This is a genomic window from Paraburkholderia sp. UYCP14C (assembly GCF_004197395.1).
GTDB lineage: Bacteria > Pseudomonadota > Gammaproteobacteria > Burkholderiales > Burkholderiaceae > Paraburkholderia.
Window position 1 is genome coordinate 1 of sequence record NZ_SELS01000012.1, and the last position, 18,562, is coordinate 18,562.

Below are 18,562 nucleotides of genomic sequence, written 5' to 3' on the forward strand. Positions count from 1 at the left end.
GCAGATCAGCGACATCACGGCAGTGGCTAGCGCCGACACGTTCGAACGCCCGATCTACGCAGGTAACGCGATTGCGACGGTTCAATCTCAAGATCCGATCAAGGTCATCACCGTGCGCTCGACGGGCTTCGACGCCGTTGCAGCCGAAGGCGGCAGCGCAGCGGTCGAGAAGATCGAAGCGGCAGCCGACGCGGGCATCTCGCAGTTCGTGAGCCGTGAAGTGACGAAGCTCGATCGTCCGGAACTGACGAGCGCAAAGATCATCGTGTCCGGTGGCCGGGGTCTGGGCAGTGGCGAGAACTACACGAAGGTTCTGGAGCCGCTGGCAGACAAGCTCGGCGCAGCGCTCGGTGCATCACGCGCAGCGGTCGACGCGGGCTTCGTGCCGAACGACTATCAGGTCGGCCAGACCGGCAAGATCGTCGCGCCGCAACTGTACGTTGCGGTCGGCATCTCGGGGGCAATTCAGCACCTCGCCGGCATGAAGGACTCGAAGGTGATCGTCGCGATCAACAAGGATGCGGAAGCGCCGATTTTCGGCGTGGCGGATTACGGCCTCGTCGGCGACCTGAACGAAATCGTGCCTGCGCTCGCCGAGCATATCTGAACCCACTCATCGGATCGCTCGAGGCCTCGCGCACCACCGCAAGAAAGCGCGGCGCGGGGGCACGACCCTATCGCAGTACCCTTTCGGAGAGGAGAGCAACCATGGACAGCACCGCATCACGTAATGAAGGGACCCGACTGGTCGAGCGTCGTTCGATCGCATACATTCCCGACGCCGAGCGTCACGGCAATCTGTTCAGCCAGTTCACGCTCTGGTTCGGCGCCAACCTCCAGATCACAGCCGTCGTGGTCGGTGCCCTCGCTGTTGTACTAGGCGGCGACGTCTTCTGGTCGCTGGTCGGACTTCTTGCTGGACAGATTCTTGGCGGCACCGTGATGGCGTTGCATGGCGCACAAGGACCGCAACTCGGTCTGCCGCAGATGATTTCGAGCCGGGTGCAGTTTGGCGTCTATGGCGCGATCATTCCGCTCATCCTGGTCTGCGTGATGTACGTGGGTTTTTCCGCGGGCGGCACAGTGCTAGCGGGCCAAGCGATTGGCAAATTGCTGGACGTCAGCAATACAGTCGCAATTCTCATCTTTGCGTGCATCGTGATCCTTCTAACTGGGCTTGGTTATCGGATCATTCACGCGATGGGGCGTGTGTCGAGCATAGTCGGTACTCTGGCCTTCCTTTACCTCTTTGCGAGCCTGTTGAGCGGCCACACCTGGAGCACCCTGCTCGCCAACCGTCACTTCACCATCGCCTCGTTTCTGCTCGCGGTATCGCTGTCGGCATCGTGGCAGATCGCTTATGGCCCTTACGTCGCCGATTACTCCCGCTATCTGCCGAAATCAACCCCTGCATCCAAGACATTTCTAGCAGTCTTTAGCGGCACGGTAATCGGTGCACAAGTGTCGATGACGTTCGGCGTGCTCGCCGCCGCGCTCGCGGGGGACCGCTTCGCTGGACACGAAGTGTCGTTTATCGTCGGCCTGGGCGCAACCGGGATCATCGCCGCAATCCTTTATTTCACGATCGCACTCGGCAAACTCACGATCACGACGCTCAATGCGTATGGCAGCGTGATGTCGGTGGCGACGATCGTCACCGGCCTCGGTCGGCGCCGGGAAATTTCTCCCACCGCGCGGGTTGCATTCGTGATCCTGTCCGTGAGCATATCGAGCGCCCTCGCACTCGCCGGACAGCATTCCTTCCTGAAAGCGTTTTCGTCTTTCCTGCTGTTCCTTCTCGTGTTCTTCACGCCGTGGAGCGCGATTAATCTCGTCGACTACTACGCGGTGACGCGCGAGCGTTATGACGTACCCGCGCTCTTCGATGTGAATGGCCGCTACGGACGCTGGAATCCGGTCGGGATCGCAGTCTATGTCATCGGCGTGCTCGTGCAGATGCCTTTTGTCGCCACCGGCTTTTACACGGGCCGCTGGGTCGATGCACTTGGGGGCGTCGATATTTCGTGGATCGTAGGCATCGTCGTACCCGGTACTTTGTACTACGTGGCCACGCGTGGTGTGCAGTCGCGTGTGCCGGAGCAAGTCATTCTGCCGGAAATGTCTGGGGACGCATGAAAGCCTGGCCCTAGCACTCTCGCCCACCGCTCGCTTACGACTTATTCTCGCGCCGATAGAACCACGATCATCGATCTCATGCGCTCCGTTCTCATCGATCGTCATCTCCGGCCATTATCAGCGAACGGGAATGCTCCTGTCGTCACGTGCGTGCCCGACTTCACCACGACGATGGCATGCACCGTCTACGTTTGCATCACGGCAAGTGAGTTGCGTGGAGGAGTCTCCCCCACGCGCTCAGAGGTACGGTCGAGAATTGGCGCGCGCACACAGGCTCCGGCGGCTTCCACGTCGCATGGCGGTACATCCCAATCCGGCTGCCACGGCCACGCCCCCATCTCCCGACCCGTCGAACGCAATAGTGAGTTTCGGCCTACCGGGTTCGACAGCGTGCCCGCCAGCTTCACCCAGTGCGCCGGGTAAAACCGCGATTACGTTTGCTCACTGCAGTTTTCTCCATCCTCATTTGACGCGATGGACCCATCCGAAAGGGTCCGCGATCTTGCCGCGCTGGATCCCGGTCAGCAGCGTGCGGATGTGTCGCGTCACTTCGCCTTCGTCGCCGTGGCCGATCGTGAATTCCCCGCCGGCATGCCGCACCTGGCCGATCGCGGTGACCACCGCAGCGGTGCCGCACGCGAACGCCTCCTTGACGCGGCCGCTTGCGGCGTCGGTACGCCATGCGTCGAACGCGTACGGCGCCTCTTTGACCGCAATCCCTTCCCGCTTGGCCAGTTCGATGATCGACGCACGGGTAATGCCCGGCAGAATGGTGCCCGACAGCGGCGGCGTCAATAGTGATCCGTCGTCCATCACGAAGAACACGTTCATGCCGCCCAGTTCCTCGATCCACCGGTGCTCCACCGCATCGAGAAAGACGACCTGGTCACAGCCCTTCGACGCTGCTTCCGTCTGGGCGATCAGGCTGGCCGCATAGTTCCCGCCGCACTTCGCCGCGCCGGTGCCACCCGGGGCCGCTCGCGTGTATTGGTCCGACACCCACACGCTCACCGCCGTCTTGCCGGCTTTGAAGTACGGACCGACCGGGCAGGCGATCACGCAGAACACGTACTCGCTCGACGCGCGCACACCGAGGAATGTTTCCGAGGCGAACATGAACGGGCGTAGGTACAGGCTGCCGTCGCCGCCAGGAACCCAGTCGCGGTCAATAGCGACGAGTGCTTCGACTGCCTGCAGGAAGACTGCTTCCGGCAGGTCAGCCATCGACATGCGGGCCGCGGATGCGCGAAACCGTCTGGCGTTTTCCAACGGCCGGAACAGAGCGATCGCCCCGTCTTCGCCGCGGTAGGCCTTCATGCCTTCGAATATTTCCTGCGCGTAGTGCAGCACCGAACAGGCCGGATCGATCTGGAACGGCCGACGGGCTTCCACCTTCGCGTCGTGCCAGCCAAGGGCGTCAGTCCACCGGATCGTGACCATGTGATCGGTGAACACGCGTCCGAACACGGGGGTTGCGATGCTGGCCGCGATTTGCTCTGGTGATGTGCGCGCGGGGTGAGGTGTCACGACGAACTGCAACTGTGTGTCAGTGTTCATGGTTCAATATTGCGTCGATGTTGAAGGGTGGTTCAGTTCTCAATGGATGCCTGCGGCATGGCGTCTGCGAACCGATGCTGCCAAGCACCAGCATCGGCTCCTGCGTGCGCGAGGGAGTCCGCCAGCGGCGCCGCTACTGCCCATTTACTGGCCCGCACGTGGGCAAACAACACAGGCGTCAGCTACCGCCGCGCGACGTGCGTCCCGGCGAGGCCGCATTCCCGTGCCAGTGCCAGCAACGCGTCATCCGAAACCGTCGTCTTGCGATCGGCGAGCGCCTTGAAGCGCACGAACGCGGTATCCAGTTCGCTTTCGCAGCCCGGCAGGATGCCCAGTTCCTGCAGTCGCTGCCTGAACGCGTTGCGGCCCGACAGCTTGCCGAGCACGATCCGGTTCGCACTCCAGCCCACGTCTTCGGCGCGCATGATCTCGTAGGTATCGCGCGCCTTCAGCACGCCGTCCTGGTGAATGCCTGAAGTATGGGCGAATGCGTTGGCGCCGACCACCGCCTTGTTCGGCTGGACCACGAAGCCGGTGATGTCCGAGACCAGTTGCGAGGTCGCGACGATCTGTGAGGTGTCGATGCCGATCTCGAGCCCGAAGTAGTCACGCCGCGTCCTGAGCGCCATCACAATTTCCTCGAGCGCGGCATTGCCCGCCCGCTCACCGAGGCCGTTGATCGCGCATTCGATTTGACGCGCACCGCCCGACTTGACAGCTGCCAGCGAGTTCGCCACCGCCATGCCGAGATCGTCGTGGCAATGCGCCGAGAACACCGCCCGGTCCGAATTTGGAATGCGCTGACGCAGTTCCCTGATTAGCGCGGCGTAGCCCTCCGGCACCGCATAGCCGACCGTATCGGGGATGTTGATGGTGGTCGCGCCCTCGTCGATCACCGCTTCCAGCACGCGGCACAGAAAGTCTATGTCGGAACGGCTGCCGTCTTCCGCCGAGAACTCGACGTCGTCGGTAAAGTTGCGCGCCAGGCGCACCGCGCGACGCGCCTGTTCGTACACCTGCTCGGGTGTCGTGCGCAGCTTTTTTTCGATGTGCAACGCAGAGGTCGCAATGAACGTGTGGATGCGGGACCGGTTCGCCGGCTTCAGCGCGTCGGCTGCACGCGTAATGTCCAGGTCATTGGCGCGAGCGAGCGAGCAAACGACGCTGTCCTTTACATTGGCCGCGATCGCGCGGATCGCGTCAAAGTCGCCGTTCGAGCTTGCCGCGAAGCCCGCTTCGATCACGTCGACCCGCATGCGTTCGAGCTGCTTCGCGATGCGGATCTTCTCGTCCTTCGTCATCGACGCGCCGGGCGACTGTTCGCCATCGCGCAGAGTGGTGTCAAAAATGATAAGTCTGTCAGGCATGCCCGTCTCCTGTAGGATCGGCCTCTGCGTTGATTCTGGACCGGGTGGTAACCCGTCCTGCCCGCCTGCGTCACTGGATCACAGCGCGCCGGCCGTTGGCGATTTTAGCGGGTCCATCCCTCCACGGACCCAGGATCAACCCTCGATCGGTCTGCGAGCGAAGATCGGCGGAGCCACGCGGCCTTGCTACAAGCGGGTTGTTGCGCCGTTAGCGCCAGATTTTGCACGCTCCGCACGATTACCCCACGGTGCTCCTGACTGCCCTCCGCTCTGGGACTACCCGGAAGCGAGCATCCCTGCCACAACGGCCTGCACCACCTTCAAGACCTTCCTGATTTCAGTGGCTGATCCGGCGAAAAAGCAAGCACGCAAGTGCCGGAGTGGTCCAGGCATCCGGCTCGCAAAGCGCCGAATTACGGGCTGGGTCCAGTGCTTTTCGAAGCTTCGCTTCGCCGCATTGCGGCCTAAGCTTTGGCTCAATTATCTGCACTGAAACAAGGTAGGAACAGCGATGTCCACACGACGTCACCGGGCGTATCGCGCGATCGGTTTTGCCCTTGCCGCTGCGACGCTCGTCGTGTCCGGCACTGCGGTGGCCAAACATCCCACGCGGCTCTCCTCGTTTTCCGCCGACGATCAGATCTTCATCAAGTTGCGTGACGCCGCCCGCGACAACGATCCCGCCCGTGCCGCGCAGCTGGCGAGCCTGATCCGCAATTATCCGGCGGCGGCTTATCTCAGCTATTTTCAGATCAAGCCGCGTCTGTTCAGCGGCGCGGGGCATGCGAATCTCGATGCGCCGGACGCACCCGTGCTGTCGTTTCTGCAACGCTACGACGGACAGGCGATTGCCGACCGTCTGCGCAACGACTACCTGCGCGTGCTGGGCGCGCGCCACGACTGGCCGAATTTCGATTCCCAATATTCACTGTTCGTGCTGAACGACGACACGCAGGTGAAGTGCTATGCGCTCGAGTCGCGCGCCGCGCGGGGTGAAAACGTTGCCGACGCGGCGCGCGCGCTGCTCGTCGAGCCGAAGTGGTACGGCGACGGCTGCGTCGATCTGATCACCGCGCTCGACGGTCATCACCAGTTCACTTCCGAGGATGTCTGGCAGCAGATTCGCGAGGCCTACGAACAGGGCGCGACGACGACCGGCGGCAGACTGGTCGATGCGCTGGGCGCGGCGCGCCCGGATCCGCTGCGGCTCGATCAGGCGACGAACCAGCCGCGCGTGCTGCTGGCGAAAGGCGTCCCGATAGACGCGGCGTCCCATCAACTCGCGCTGCTCGCCATCACGCAGGTGGCGGCCAGCGATCCGGCAGCGGCCGCGGCCATCTTCACCGCGATCGCACCGGCGCTCACCCTGGCGGAACGCGCTATCGGCTGGGGCACGATTGCCTATCAGGCAGCGACCCGGCAGCTGCCGGGCGCGGTGGACTGGTATCGGCTGTCGGTGAACGCGCCGCTGTCGAGCCAGGCCTATGAGTGGCGCACGCGCAGCGCGCTGCTCGCAGGAGACTGGATGATGGTGCGCTGGTCGATCGAGCAGATGCCGGCCGCGCTGCGCGCACAACCAGCGTGGGTCTACTGGTACGCGCGCGCGTTGAAACAGGCCGGCGAGGTGACAGCGGCGAATCAGGAATTCGGGAAGATCGCGGGAACCTACACCTTCTATGGCCAACTGGCCTCCGAGGCGCTCGGCCAGCAGATCGCGATTCCGCCACAGATCAAAGTGACAGACGAAGAAGTCAAGAAGGCCGGCCAGACACCGGGCTTCGAACTGGCAAAGCGTTTTTATGCGCTGAACCTGCGCACGGAAGGCAACCGGGAGTGGAACTGGCAGTTGCACGGCATGACCGACCGGCAACTGCTCGCAGTCGCCGAGTACGCACGCCGCATCGAGCTCTACGACCGGACGGTGAGCACCGCCGACAGGACGCAGACCGAGCATGATTTTTCGCTGCGCTATCTGGCGCCGTTCCGCACGATTGTCGAGCGAGATGCGCAGTCCACCGGGTTCGATGTCGAATGGGCGTACGGACTCATTCGCCAGGAGTCGCGCTTCATCATCAGTGCGCGCTCGGAAGTTGGCGCAGGCGGCCTGATGCAGGTGATGCCGGATACCGCGGAGATGGTCGCGAGGAAGATCGGGCTCGGTCCGATCTCGCGGGCGAGGATGAACGAGATCGAAACGAACATCCTGCTCGGCACGAATTATCTGTCGATGATTTACAACCAGCTTGACCGCTCGGCCGTGCTCGCGACCGCCGGCTACAATGCCGGCCCCGGACGCTCGCGCAGGTGGCAGGCCAACCTGCCGCGTGCGGTGGAAGGCGCGATTTTCACGGAGACGATTCCGTTCAACGAAACCCGCGACTACGTCAAGAATGTGTTGTCGAACACGGTCTACTACGCGGCGCTGTTTGACGGCCGCCCGAAATCGCTGATGGAGCTGCTTGGTCATATCGAGCCCCGATGACATCGCAACGCTTCCGCGCTGACGGCACGGGCATCATCCCGCCGATGGCGAAGCCGATATTCCATGAAAGGGCGGTTCCAGTTGCACGAATGGACGTCGGGAATCGCTCGTTCAGGAAGATCAGAATCGGCGCATACCCTGCGCTGCCAATGCACTTAGCAAGACCGCGTACAGGCCGATCATCGCAACACTACTCGCATGCGCCATCCAGACGTAGAAAACCGGAAAACAGATGAGCCTAACGACGCCGAGAAGTGATGCCAGCCCTACTGTTAGATACATGATTGACGACTTTGAGAAAGGCGGGAAGATATCGCGTTCGCCGAGGGGAAGAACAGCTTTCCGACAATTGGCGCGACAAAGAGCACCACGAATAGATCAAACACTTCCAGCGCCCAACCGAGGCATGACGCGGCGACGGCCGCGTACACCTGTCGACTGCCAGGATTTTCTGCCGCTTTGCGGCTTCCAAAGACCTCTTCCATCTGGATCTCCTTCCAGTGTCAAATTCCGTTGTGCCTGACGTGCAGAGCATCACCGAATAATCGTCCGCGGTCGAAACCGGTGCGAGCGTTCGGACGGCGACACCCGAATCATCGGCGCCGACCACATCTTCATAGCGCACTGAAGATCCCGAGGCCCCATCGATCGGTGTCGTTGAGGAGCTTCTTGTTATCCCTTGAAATGCCAACAGCGGCGCTCCGTCGGGGGTATCGCTTGTCGCGCATCGTGATGAGTACTGGCAGCCTGCCGTGTGCATGACGAAGCCGGGCTCGTGACGGGCGGGGTCGATCTCCCACAGTTCCTTGATGCCGATGCCGAAGCTTGGCGGATCGCGCCCTTCGTCGAGCCGGTAGCGCTCGATGAGCTGCTTGCCCAGGTGGCCGCGCGCGCCCTCGGCAAAAATGGTATATCGCGCGTGCAGTTGCATACCCAACTGAAGGTTCGGGGTGGGCTCGCCCTCCTTGTCGACCCCCACGTTGCCCGTGGCCACGCCCTTGACCGAGCCGTCGTCGTTATAAAGCACCTCCGCCGCGGCAAAGCCGGGAAAGATTTCCACACCGAGCGATTCGGCCTGTTCGGCCAGCCATTTAGTCAGGGCTCCCAGGCTGATGATGTAATTGCCCTCGTTGTGCGCAAACGGCGGCAGAAACAGGTTGGGTACGCGCATGGACGATTTCTCGCCGAGGAAGACATAGGCATCTTCGGTGACAGGCTGATTCAGCGGCGCGCCGCGCTCCTGCCAGTCGGGAAAGAGTTCGCTCAGCGCCCGCGGATCCATGATCGCGCCGGAAAGGATGTGCGCGCCCGGCTCGGAGCCTTTTTTCGAGCACCACCACCGAGACGTCCTGGCCTTTTTCCGCCGCCAGCTGCTTGATCCGGACGGCCGTGGCGAGACCGCCGGGGCCACCGCCGACGATCGACACGTCGTACTCCATGGACTCGCGCGGGCCATACTGGGCCACGAGGTCGTTACTGTTCATCGTGCTTTCTCGCGTGGGACTCACCCCGGGCGCCCGTGGATCAGGCGCAGGTGGCGACTAGGTTTGCGTGACGGCGACGATCGCCTCGGCCGCGCGGATCACGGGCAGATCGACCATGCGGCCGTCCAGACTGAATGCTTCGCCGCCGTGCTTCGCGGCTTCTTCGAGTACGCGGCGCGCCCAAACCTGCTCGGCCTCGGTATGGCCCAGTGCCTCGTTCACCCCGGCCACCTGGGCCGGATGGATGCACAGCTTGCCGCCGAAGCCGAAGGCACGCGCGCGCCGGGCATCGGCGGCCAGACGTTCGGCGTTGCCGGTATCGGTGGTCACGCCGTCGATGGGCGCGGGCAGCCTCGCGCGACGCGACGCTGCCACGAGTGCATTGCGTGCGAACGCCAGCTCGGGTTCCTCGGCGCTTGCACGCATGCCCAGGTCGAGCTGGAAATCGAGGTGGCCGAAGGCGAGGCGCGCGACTTGCGGTTCGCGCGCCAGCGCATCGGCCGCGTCGAGGCCCGCCAGCGATTCGATCAATGCGACGACGCGTGCATCTGCGCCGAGCTTTTGCGCCACGCGTCGCAGCGCGTCGGCATCTTCCGCCTTGGGGCACATCACCGTCACGCGTTGGCCCACCCACTCGCACAGCAGCGCGATATCGGATGCGTGCCAAAGCGTGCCGACGGCGTTGACGCGGACCACCGTTCGCGCCAGTTGCGCGGGCGTCAGATGGGGCAGGTGCTGCGCAAGCTGCTCGCGCGCGCTGTCCTTGCTGCCCTCGGCCACGGCATCCTCGAGGTCGATGACGATGCAATCCGCGCCCGAATCGAGCGCCTTGATGAAGCGTTCAGGCTTCGTGGCGGGCACGAAAAGCAGGCTGCGCGCATGGCCCACGGGGGATGTCGGGTTTCCGGACATGGGTCAGATCACTCCATCGGCATGCAGCTTCTGGATGTCGGCCTCCGAGCGCCCCAGTTCGCGCAGAATCGCCGCGCTGTGTTCGCCAAGCGCGGGCACAGGATCCATCCGGACATCGAAGCTATCGACATTGGCGGGCGGCAGCAGCGCCTGAAGCTCACCGGCGGGCGAACCGATGGTGGCGAAACGCTCGCGCGCCCGCAACTGCGGATGCAACCACAAATCGCCGACCCGATTGACGGCCGCATTGGCGATCTGCGCCTCATCGAGACGCGCGATGACGTCCTGCGCCGTGAGGCTGTCGAACGTCTGCTCGATGACTTCCTTCAAGGCCGCGCGGTTTTCCACACGGCGCACGTTGGCGTCGAAGCGCGGGTCGACTGTGAGCTCAGGGCGGCGCAATACGATGTCGCAGAACAGCTTCCACTCGCGCTCGTTTTGCAGACCCAGCATCACGACCCGGCCGTCGCCCGCCTTGAAAGGTCCATAGGGATAGATGGTGGCGTGCGCCGCGCCGTTGCGCCCGGGCGGCTGCTGGCCGTCGTACGCGTAGTACATCGGAAAGCCCATCCATTCGCCGAGCGCTTCGAGCATCGATACTTCGACATGCGAGCCCTCGCCGCTGATACCACGTTGCAGCAGCGCGCTCAGAATGCCGGTGTAGGCGTACATGCCGGCCGCAATGTCAGCAATCGAGTTGCCGGCTTTGCTCGGCTCATCGGACGTGCCTGTGATCGAGAGGAAGGCTGCCTCGCTCTGGATTAGCAGGTCGTAGGCCTTCTTGTCGCGGTAGGGACCGTCGGCGCCATAGCCCGAGATATCGCAGACGATGAGCTTCTTGTGCTTCGCGTGGAGCGTCTTGAACGACAAACCCATGCGCGCGGCCGCGCCGGGCGCGAGGTTCTGCACGAGCACGTCGGCCTCGGCGATCAACTCGTCGAGCACAGCAAGAGCCTCGGGCTGCTTGAGATCGAGCGTCAGACTTTCCTTCGAGCGGTTGGTCCAGACGAAATGCGAAGCCAGTCCGCGCGTGCGATGGTCGTACGCGCGGGCGAAATCGCCGACGCGCGGACGCTCCACCTTGATCACGCGCGCGCCCAGGTCGGCGAGCTGACGGGTGCAGAACGGCGCGGCGATCGCGTGTTCCAGCGTGATGATGGTCAGGCCGCTGAGCGGGCCTTTGCGATTGGGTTTTGACATGGCTTGTCTCGTCTTTCGTGTGGATCGCCCGATGCTATTCGACTTCCGCGCTGGCCTGCATCGCCAGTTGGCCCTCGGGACCGCGCGCCCATAAATGCGCCGTGCCGCCTTCGAGCTTGCCGTTGACCGAAAACGGCGCGATGTCGAACAACGGGCTGACGGCCTTGAATTCGAAGCGGCGAACAGTTCTCTGCGGATGCGTGCGGCGCAGCGTTTCCATCAGCAACGTGGCGATCAGCGGCCCATGCACCACGAGGCCCGGATAGCCCTCTTCCTGCATCGCATAGGGACGATCGTAGTGAATGCGGTGGCCGTTGAAGGTCAGCGCCGAATAACGCATCAGCAGCACGGGGTCGGGTGTGACGGTGCGGCTGAACTGCTCATCGTCGGGTGCGGCAGCAGGCCGGGGCGCGGCGGCGCCTGGCGCCGGCGCGTCGCGGTAGACGATGTCCTGTTCTTCGCGAATGGCGACGCCGCTCTCGCCGCTGATTTCGTGCAGCACGGTCACGAACACCAGTTGGCCGCTGCGCCCAGACTTGCTCTGAACGCTCCTGATCGTGGAGACGCGCCGAATCGGCTCACCGACGCCCAGCGGGCGCAGAAACTGCAGCCGCCCTCCGGCCCACATGCGCCGCGGTAACGCGATGGGCGGCAGAAAGCCGCCGCGCTTCGGATGGCCGTCCGGTCCGATGCCGGACTGGCGCTCGCCCGGCAGAAAATACAGCCAGTGCCATAGCGGCGGCAGGTCGGACGGCAGCACCCCGGCATCGCCGGCGTCCAGCGTGGCCTGCATGAGGCGCACAGGCGCCTCGGTGACACGGTCCGCAGTTTCCGCGTGGCGGCCCACCCAGGCCCCGAAGGAAGCAGGGCTTTCAAGACTCGTATGCATCGCGCTCTACCAGAGGAATCAGAATGACGGCCGCTTCGGGCATTACAGTGCCTTGACCAGTTCGGGCACAGCCGTAAACAGATCGGCTTCGAGGCCATAGTCGGCCACGCTGAAGATCGGCGCCTCGGCGTCCTTGTTGATCGCGACGATCACCTTCGAATCCTTCATCCCCGCCAGGTGCTGGATCGCACCCGAGATGCCGCAGGCAACGTACAACTGCGGCGCGACGATCTTGCCCGTCTGGCCCACCTGCAGGTCGTTCGGCGCGTAGCCAGCGTCCACGGCCGCGCGCGATGCGCCGATCGCGGCGCCCAACTTGTCCGCCAGAGGCGTGATGACTTCCTGGAACCTGTCTTCGCTGCCGAGCGCCCGGCCGCCCGAGACGATGATTTTGGCCGCCGTCAGTTCGGGGCGGTCGCTCTTCGTCACTTCACGGCTCACGAAACGGCTCTTGCCGGAATCGGCCACGGCCGCCACCGTTTCGATCTCGGCGTTGCCACCGGTGGCCGTTGCCGCATCGAAACCCGTGGCGCGCACGGTGATGACTTTGACGGCTTCGTCCGATTGCACGGTGGCAATCGCGTTGCCCGCGTAGATGGGGCGCTCGAAGGTGTCGCCGCTCACCACCCGGGTGACGTCGCTGATCTGCGCGATATCGAGCTTCGCCGCCACGCGTGGCGCGACGTTCTTACCGCCGGCGGTGGCCGGGAACAGGATATGGCTGTAGTTGCCTGCAATGGCCAGCACCTGCGCCGCGAGGTTTTCAGCGAGACTGTCCTTCAGCGATGCGCCGTCGGCGTGGACGACCTTGACCACGCCGGCAATCTGCGCGGCCGCCTGGGCAGCGGCTGCGGCGCCTTCACCGGCCACCAGCACATGAACGTCGCCGCCGCAGGCTGCGGCCGCGGTGACCGTGTTCAGCGTGGCGCTCCTGATCGAAGCGTTGTCGTGTTCTGCAATAACGAGTGCGGTCATCTCCATCGGCTCCTTAAATCACTTTGGCTTCGTTCTTGAGTTTGTCGACGAGCGCGGCCACATCGGCCACTTTGACGCCGGCCTTGCGGCCTGCGGGCTCGGTCACCTTGAGCGTCTTCATCCGAGGCGCCACGTCGACACCGAGGTCCGCGGGCTTGACGGTCTCGAGCGGCTTCTTCTTGGCCTTCATGATGTTGGGCAGCGTGACGTAGCGCGGTTCGTTCAGACGCAGGTCGGTGGTCACGACGGCGGGCGTGGAGAGCGACAAGGTTTCGAGGCCGCCGTCCACTTCGCGCGTCACGTTGACATGGTCGCCGTCCACGTCGACCTTCGAAGCAAAGGTCGGCTGCGGCAGGTCGGCCAGTGCGGCAAGCGTTTGGCCGGTCTGGTTGGCGTCGTCGTCGATGGCCTGCTTGCCAAGGATGACGAGGCCGGGCTGCTCCTTGTCCACGAGTGCCTTCAGGATTTTGGCGACGGCCAGCGGCTGCAGCTCGACATCGGTTTCGACCAGAATGCCGCGGTCCGCACCGATCGCCATGGCCGTGCGCAAGGTCTCCTGGCACTGCGCCACACCGGCGGAAACGGCAATGACCTCGGTGGCCACGCCCTTTTCCTTCAGGCGCACGGCTTCTTCCACGGCGATTTCGTCGAAGGGGTTCATGCTCATCTTGACGTTGCCGATATCCACGCCGCTGCCATCGGCCTTGGCGCGGACCTTGACGTTGAAGTCCACCACGCGCTTGACGGGTACGATAATTTTCATGACTCAGGATTCCTTTTGAGGATTAGTAGGAACGCGGAAGCTGCAGCACGTGTTCGGCCACATGTCCCAGGATCATGTTGGTGGAGATGGGCGCGACCTGATACAGGCGCGTTTCGCGAAACTTGCGCTCCACGTCGTACTCGCAGGCGAAGCCAAAGCCGCCATGCGTCTGCAGGCAGGCATTGGCCGCTTCCCAGCTGGCCTTGGCGGCCAGGTATTTGGCCATATTGGCTTCCACGCCCGCGTTCTGGCGCGCGTCGATCTTCTGGCAGGCGCGCCAGCGCATCAGGTTGGCCGCTTCGAGTTCGATGAAGGATTCGGCCAGCGGGAACTGGATGCCCTGGTTCTGACCGATCGGGCGGCCGAACACCTTGCGCTCGCTCGCATAGTCGCGTGCCTTTTCGAGGAACCAGTAGCCGTCGCCGATGCACTCGGCTGCGATCAGCGTGCGCTCGGCGTTCAAGCCGTCGAAGATCACTTTGAGGCCCTTGCCCTCGGTGCCCAGCAGCGCATCTTCGGGCAGCTCCAGATTGTCGAAGAACAGCTCGTTGGTCTCGTGATTGACCATGTTGAGAATGGGCCGCACCGTGAGGCCGTTGCCGATGGCCTTGTCCAGTTCCACGATGAAGCACGACAGCCCGTCGCTCTTCTTCTGCACCTGGTCGATCGGTGTGGTGCGTGCGAGAAGAATCAGCAGGTCGCTGTGCTGCACGCGCGAGATCCACACCTTCTGGCCGTTGACGACCCAGCGGCCGTCCTTTTTCACGGCCGTGGTCTTGAGCTTGGTGGTATCGCTGCCCGTGGTGGGCTCAGTCACGCCCATCGATTGCATGCGCAGTTCGCCCGCGGCGATGCGAGGCAGATAGCGCTGCTTCTGCTCTTCCGTACCACTGAAGACGATGGTGTTCATCACATACATCTGGCCGTGGCAGGCGCCCGAGTTACCGCCCGATCGATTGATCTCTTCCATGATGACCGAGGCCTCCGCCATCGACAGCCCGGGGCCGCCGTAGTCCTGCGGAATCAGCGCGGCGAGCCAGCCGGCCTTGGTGAGCGCGTTGACGAATTCCTCCGGGTAGCCGCGCTTCTCGTCGATCTGGCGGTGGTAGTCGGCCGGGAACTGGTTGCACAGAGCGCGCACCGCGTCGCGGATCTCCTGGTACTGGTCGGGGGCGGAAAAAATGGAAGCACTCATGAAGGCAGTCTCGGTAGTTGCTTGCGTTGGACCATAGTAATATTTGATGGATAGAGAGAAAAATAGAATTCTTTGATCGAAGCATCAGTTTTCGGTATCGAGGTATCTGCGATGGATCTCAAGCAACTCCGTGCCTTTGTGACCGTGGCCGAGACCGGCAACGTCACGCGTGCCTCCACCCTGCTGAACCTGGTACAGCCCGCCGTGTCGCGCCAGCTGCGCCTGCTCGAAGAGGACATGGGCACGGAGCTGTTCGACCGCAGCCGCCACGGCATGCAGCTCACGCCTTCGGGCAAGACCATGCTCGAATACGCGCACCGCATCCTCAATGAAGTCGCGCGTGCCAAGGCCGAGATCCAGCCGACCGAAGGGCCGGTCGCGGGAATCGTGAGCATCGGACTCCTCGCCAGCACGTCGGATCTGCTGGCCACGCTGCTGGCCGCGGAGGTCGCGAAGCGCTATCCGAACATCCGGCTGCGGCTGACCATCGGATACGCGGGGCATCTGCAAAACTGGCTCGAAGCCGGAGACGTGGACGCCGCCCTGCTCTATGGTCAGAAGGAGACGCCCACGCTGCATGTGAAAGCACTGATCGAGGAAAGTCTGTGGGTGGTGGCTGCGCCGTCCGTGGGGTTGTCGCGCAAGCGGGCGCTCGCGCTAGCGCGCGTGGCGAGTGAGCCTTTCGTTCTGCCCGCCGCGCCGCAGGGTCTGCGCGCGATGATCGAACACGCCGCGGCCGAGGCCGGCGTGACGCTGCGCATCTTTGCCGAAACCAATGCGCTGAGCGTGCAGAAAGAACTGGTCGCGCAAGGCCACGGCTGGACGATTCTTCCCGCCGTGGGCGTCACGCAGGAGGTCGACAAGGGCCTCCTGAGCGCGGCCCCGCTGACGTCTCCCGGGCTGCGGCGCACCATCGTGCTGGCCGCGCCCAGCAGCCGCCAGGCCACGGCGCCCGTACGCTGCGTGGTCGGCGTGCTGCTGGACTGCGTGAAGAGCACCTTCGACGAGGGCCGCTGGCCCGATGCACGCTGGCTCGGCTAGAGCCCCCCTTCGACTTCATAAGGCTGCCTAAACAATTTCCCTCAGCCGCAGATCGGCAATGGCTCGCGCATCCAGGCCGATTGCAGCGAGAATTTCGTCGGTGTGCTCGCCGGTGAGCGGCGCGCGTGTGTGGATCTCAGGCGGCGTGCGCGACAACGAAACGGGAGTGGCGAAGATCGGCACCTTCTTCGGCGCACCTGGGTAGTCCATCCAGTGAATCAGGTCGGCGGCCTTGATGGTCTCGTCCTGCAGTGCCTGGCGATGCTTTCGGCGCGGTGATGGGACCACTTGCGGCCGGCCGTACTTCGATATGAACGGCAACTACGAGCTGCCGTTGCGCCTGGCTCCGGTATGGCTCGTCGTCGCGAGCGCGCTGCTCGTTTCACTTGGCAGATATCGTGCGCTGCGAGCACGTAGCGCTGATGGCCAACTCGCCAGCGCTGATACCTGACAGCAACGCGATTTCGATTTATGCGCGCGACCCCGAGGGCAACCGGCTGGAGATCTTCATCGACACGCCGTGGTACGTCGACCAGCCTATGCGGGTGCCGGTGGACTTCGGCTTGGGCCGACGCAGACCTCATGGCAGCTGTTGAGCACCACGCGAGCACGCTGCCGGGATTCAGGCCACGAACCGATTGACAGGCCGAGATGACAGTGCCTTTTTAGAGGTCTGCAACGTCGATCTGACCGGATTTTTATCTAACTGGAGCGTCAATGAAACTCGTCAGCTTTTCTACCCATGAAGGTCCCTCCTTCGGCGTCGTTCGCGACGACAGCGTCGTTGACCTCGGCAAGCGCCTGAACGGTCGGTACTCCGACCTGAAGGCACTGATTGCTGCCGACGCGCTGGGGGAAGCCGCACAGGCGGCCCAAGCTGGTAAGGGCGACTACCCGCTGTCGGAAGTGACGCTTCTGCCGGTGATTCCCAACCCCGAACAGATCTTCTGCGTGGGACTCAACTACGCGGAGCACGTCAAGGAAACCAATCGCGAAACCACCGAGCAGCCGGTGATCTTCATGCGCGTCCCGGCTTCGCAAGTGGGCCATGGGCAGCCGATGCTGCGTCCGCCCGAGTCCCAGCAATTCGACTACGAGGGCGAAATTGCCGTGATCATCGGGCGTGGTGGACGGCGCATCACTGAAGCCGACGCCTGGAATCACATCGCCGGATACGCCTGCTACAACGACGGCTCTGTGCGCGACTGGCAGCGTCACACCACCCAGTGGGGACCGGGCAAGAACTTTTATCGCACCGGCGCGTTCGGACCGTGGATGGTGACGAGTGACGAGATCGAACCGAACACCCTGATGACGCTCGTCACTCGCCTCAATGGGCAGGAAGTGCAACGCGCGACCACGCATATGCTGATTCACGGCAAACGGTGGGGCGTGGTCGATGTATTGCTCGACACCCCGCGACCCGACCTCGGTGATTTCTCCATTCAATATTGTGACCCGGCGCGTCCGACGACCTATACGCGTGGTCCGGGAAATCGCCGTCGCTGGGAAATCATGGTCATGCCGGGCGACGATGCGACCCAGCTCGCGTCCCGCGAATGGCTGTGGAATAAGCTCGCCCGCTGGATTTCCCCGGCCGATGCCCGACTCGAGCGTTCCGCGATTTACACCTTCCACTCGGTCGTGGCGAACGGATGGCGCCGCGGACGGCTGTTGCTTGCTGGCGATGCCGCGCATCAGACACCGCCCTTCATGGGCCAGGGGATGGCGGCCGGAATCCGCGACGCGTCGAATCTTGCATGGAAGCTCGGCGCGGTCATTCGTGGCACTTGGCCCGATAGCCGACATCGTGGTGCTGGATGCCAGCCACCTTGGCTTGTTTCACAAATGGGCAGTGCTTGCAAAGTTATGGCGCCTGTCTTCAACGCCCGTCACGATGCTCCACTGACCTTCACACTACGACGTTGCTGAGACCCGATTCAAGCGGCTCGCCGCCAGCGGGTTCCGCCAACGTGCCGGCCATACCTTCAGCGGATTCAAACGTGCGCTCCCCTCGCGTCCAGCGCGGGAAAGGCGCGCCGAACCAGGCGTCGTACAGCGAGTAGTAGAACGCGCGCACCAGCCGGTAGCTGACCGCAGTCACATCCGCGTGACCGCCCCAGGTTTCGACGAGCCGGCGGAAGGCCGCGCGTTCGGGATGGCCGTCGAGAGCGGTCGCGTCGAGCGCGTCGAGCGCAGTGCGTCGCCAGTGTTCGATCCAGAAAGCCCGGTCGTCGCTCTGCACCGCATCCGGAGCGGCAGGATGGACTCGGCCGGGCCGCCAGCCCTGCTGACCGGCGTAACACGCGTTCGGCGAGCGGATGTTGAGCGAGGCGGCCGAGGCTCTCGTAGAAGAGAGCGTCGAAAATCTGGGGAAATCACGGTCACTCGTCTATCACCGGTCACACCGTTCCGGTTGAGGAACTGATCGAACCGAGCTGCAGCCGAGGTGACCTCCGTGAGCAGGTGTTGGACGACGCTCAGCACGCAACGCAACCGCCGCCGAGCGGCAGGAATGAAAAGCGATGGATGGATCGTAGATGATCCATCACTGCTCCGAG

Annotated in this window: 14 protein-coding genes and 4 pseudogenes; 6 read left to right on the plus strand and 12 right to left on the minus strand. The window is 63.5% G+C overall.

Annotation, left to right across the window (positions count from 1 at the left end; all coding sequences use genetic code 11):
* Together EVC45_RS13315 and EVC45_RS13320 are read left to right on the plus strand one after the other, a co-directional pair.
* The coding region (locus EVC45_RS13315; RefSeq protein WP_211193415.1) for an electron transfer flavoprotein subunit alpha/FixB family protein at positions 1-607 on the plus strand (607 nt) is incomplete at its 5' end.
* Positions 608-708: 101 nt separating this feature from the next.
* Positions 709-2,136, plus strand: coding sequence for a cytosine permease (locus tag EVC45_RS13320; RefSeq protein WP_129958453.1), 1,428 nt, complete (start codon positions 709-711; stop codon positions 2,134-2,136).
* A 462-nt stretch (positions 2,137-2,598) separates the two neighbouring features.
* Here EVC45_RS13320 and EVC45_RS13325 read toward each other — a convergent pair whose 3' ends face one another.
* Positions 2,599-3,693 (minus strand): branched-chain amino acid aminotransferase, encoded by a 1,095-nt coding sequence (locus tag EVC45_RS13325; RefSeq protein WP_129958454.1) that lies wholly within the window; start codon positions 3,691-3,693, stop codon positions 2,599-2,601.
* 218 nt (positions 3,694-3,911) lie between these two features.
* Positions 3,912-5,060 (minus strand): annotated as a pseudogene (locus tag EVC45_RS13330) (2-isopropylmalate synthase); the annotation flags it as partial.
* Positions 5,061-5,571: 511 nt separating this feature from the next.
* On the opposite strand from EVC45_RS13330, the gene EVC45_RS13335 reads away from it, so the two are divergent.
* Positions 5,572-7,542: a lytic transglycosylase domain-containing protein gene (locus EVC45_RS13335; RefSeq protein WP_129958456.1), complete on the plus strand. Its 1,971-nt coding sequence runs from the start codon at positions 5,572-5,574 to the stop codon at positions 7,540-7,542.
* 28 nt (positions 7,543-7,570) lie between these two features.
* Here the strand turns inward: EVC45_RS13335 and EVC45_RS46665 are convergent.
* From EVC45_RS46665 to EVC45_RS13375, 8 genes and pseudogenes are all read right to left on the minus strand, one after another.
* Positions 7,571-7,855 (minus strand): annotated as a pseudogene (locus tag EVC45_RS46665) (MFS transporter); the annotation flags it as partial.
* 414 nt (positions 7,856-8,269) lie between these two features.
* Positions 8,270-9,026: pseudogene (locus EVC45_RS13345) on the minus strand (NAD(P)/FAD-dependent oxidoreductase); the annotation flags it as partial.
* 57 nt (positions 9,027-9,083) lie between these two features.
* Positions 9,084-9,938, minus strand: coding sequence for a CoA ester lyase (locus EVC45_RS13350; protein ID WP_129958457.1), 855 nt, complete (start codon positions 9,936-9,938; stop codon positions 9,084-9,086).
* A gap of 3 nt (positions 9,939-9,941) precedes the next feature.
* Positions 9,942-11,138, minus strand: coding sequence for a CaiB/BaiF CoA-transferase family protein (locus EVC45_RS13355; protein ID WP_129958458.1), 1,197 nt, complete (start codon positions 11,136-11,138; stop codon positions 9,942-9,944).
* A 34-nt stretch (positions 11,139-11,172) separates the two neighbouring features.
* On the minus strand, positions 11,173-12,027 hold the full coding sequence (locus tag EVC45_RS13360) for a MaoC family dehydratase N-terminal domain-containing protein (protein WP_129958459.1): 855 nt from the start codon (positions 12,025-12,027) through the stop codon (positions 11,173-11,175).
* Positions 12,028-12,069: 42 nt separating this feature from the next.
* Positions 12,070-13,002: an electron transfer flavoprotein subunit alpha/FixB family protein gene (locus EVC45_RS13365; protein WP_129958460.1), complete on the minus strand. Its 933-nt coding sequence runs from the start codon at positions 13,000-13,002 to the stop codon at positions 12,070-12,072.
* Between the two features lie 13 nt (positions 13,003-13,015).
* Positions 13,016-13,765, minus strand: a complete 750-nt coding sequence (locus EVC45_RS13370; RefSeq protein ID WP_129958461.1) for an electron transfer flavoprotein subunit beta/FixA family protein — start codon at positions 13,763-13,765, stop codon at positions 13,016-13,018.
* 22 nt (positions 13,766-13,787) lie between these two features.
* Positions 13,788-14,960 (minus strand): acyl-CoA dehydrogenase family protein, encoded by a 1,173-nt coding sequence (locus EVC45_RS13375; RefSeq protein WP_129958462.1) that lies wholly within the window; start codon positions 14,958-14,960, stop codon positions 13,788-13,790.
* Positions 14,961-15,071: 111 nt separating this feature from the next.
* Here EVC45_RS13375 and EVC45_RS13380 point away from each other — a divergent pair, with 111 nt between their 5' ends.
* Complete coding sequence (locus EVC45_RS13380) at positions 15,072-16,001, plus strand: LysR family transcriptional regulator (RefSeq protein WP_129958463.1); 930 nt, start codon at positions 15,072-15,074, stop codon at positions 15,999-16,001.
* 27 nt (positions 16,002-16,028) lie between these two features.
* Here the strand turns inward: EVC45_RS13380 and EVC45_RS13385 are convergent, their stop codons facing one another.
* Positions 16,029-16,322, minus strand: a complete 294-nt coding sequence (locus tag EVC45_RS13385; RefSeq protein WP_248295112.1) for a CoA transferase — start codon at positions 16,320-16,322, stop codon at positions 16,029-16,031.
* A gap of 134 nt (positions 16,323-16,456) precedes the next feature.
* On the opposite strand from EVC45_RS13385, the pseudogene EVC45_RS13390 reads away from it, so the two are divergent.
* Positions 16,457-16,643, plus strand: a pseudogene (locus EVC45_RS13390) (glyoxalase); the annotation flags it as partial.
* 75 nt (positions 16,644-16,718) lie between these two features.
* Positions 16,719-17,933, plus strand: coding sequence for a fumarylacetoacetate hydrolase family protein (locus EVC45_RS46670; RefSeq protein WP_248295113.1), 1,215 nt, complete (start codon positions 16,719-16,721; stop codon positions 17,931-17,933).
* Here EVC45_RS46670 and EVC45_RS46675 read toward each other — a convergent pair.
* Positions 17,914-18,246 carry a hypothetical protein gene (locus EVC45_RS46675; protein WP_248295114.1) on the minus strand — a complete coding sequence of 111 codons (333 nt, stop codon included), beginning with the start codon at positions 18,244-18,246 and terminating at the stop codon, positions 17,914-17,916. The two genes, EVC45_RS46670 and EVC45_RS46675, sit on opposite strands and share 20 nt — an antisense overlap.
* Positions 18,247-18,562 lie beyond the last annotated feature (316 nt).

Bases quoted from the DNA above. Each gene is read 5' to 3' on its own strand.
- EVC45_RS13335 (WP_129958456.1), top strand. From the start codon at position 5,572: ATGTCCACACGACGTCACCGGGCGTATCGCGCGATCGGTTTTGCCCTT.
- EVC45_RS13375 (WP_129958462.1), bottom strand. From the start codon at position 14,960: ATGAGTGCTTCCATTTTTTCCGCCCCCGACCAGTACCAGGAGATCCGC.
- EVC45_RS13370 (WP_129958461.1), bottom strand. From the start codon at position 13,765: ATGAAAATTATCGTACCCGTCAAGCGCGTGGTGGACTTCAACGTCAAG.
- EVC45_RS13325 (WP_129958454.1), bottom strand. From the start codon at position 3,693: ATGAACACTGACACACAGTTGCAGTTCGTCGTGACACCTCACCCCGCG.
- EVC45_RS13320 (WP_129958453.1), top strand. From the start codon at position 709: ATGGACAGCACCGCATCACGTAATGAAGGGACCCGACTGGTCGAGCGT.
- EVC45_RS13380 (WP_129958463.1), top strand. From the start codon at position 15,072: ATGGATCTCAAGCAACTCCGTGCCTTTGTGACCGTGGCCGAGACCGGC.
- EVC45_RS13355 (WP_129958458.1), bottom strand. From the start codon at position 11,138: ATGTCAAAACCCAATCGCAAAGGCCCGCTCAGCGGCCTGACCATCATC.
- EVC45_RS13365 (WP_129958460.1), bottom strand. From the start codon at position 13,002: ATGACCGCACTCGTTATTGCAGAACACGACAACGCTTCGATCAGGAGC.
- EVC45_RS46670 (WP_248295113.1), top strand. From the start codon at position 16,719: ATGAAACTCGTCAGCTTTTCTACCCATGAAGGTCCCTCCTTCGGCGTC.
- EVC45_RS13360 (WP_129958459.1), bottom strand. From the start codon at position 12,027: ATGCATACGAGTCTTGAAAGCCCTGCTTCCTTCGGGGCCTGGGTGGGC.
- EVC45_RS13350 (WP_129958457.1), bottom strand. From the start codon at position 9,938: ATGTCCGGAAACCCGACATCCCCCGTGGGCCATGCGCGCAGCCTGCTT.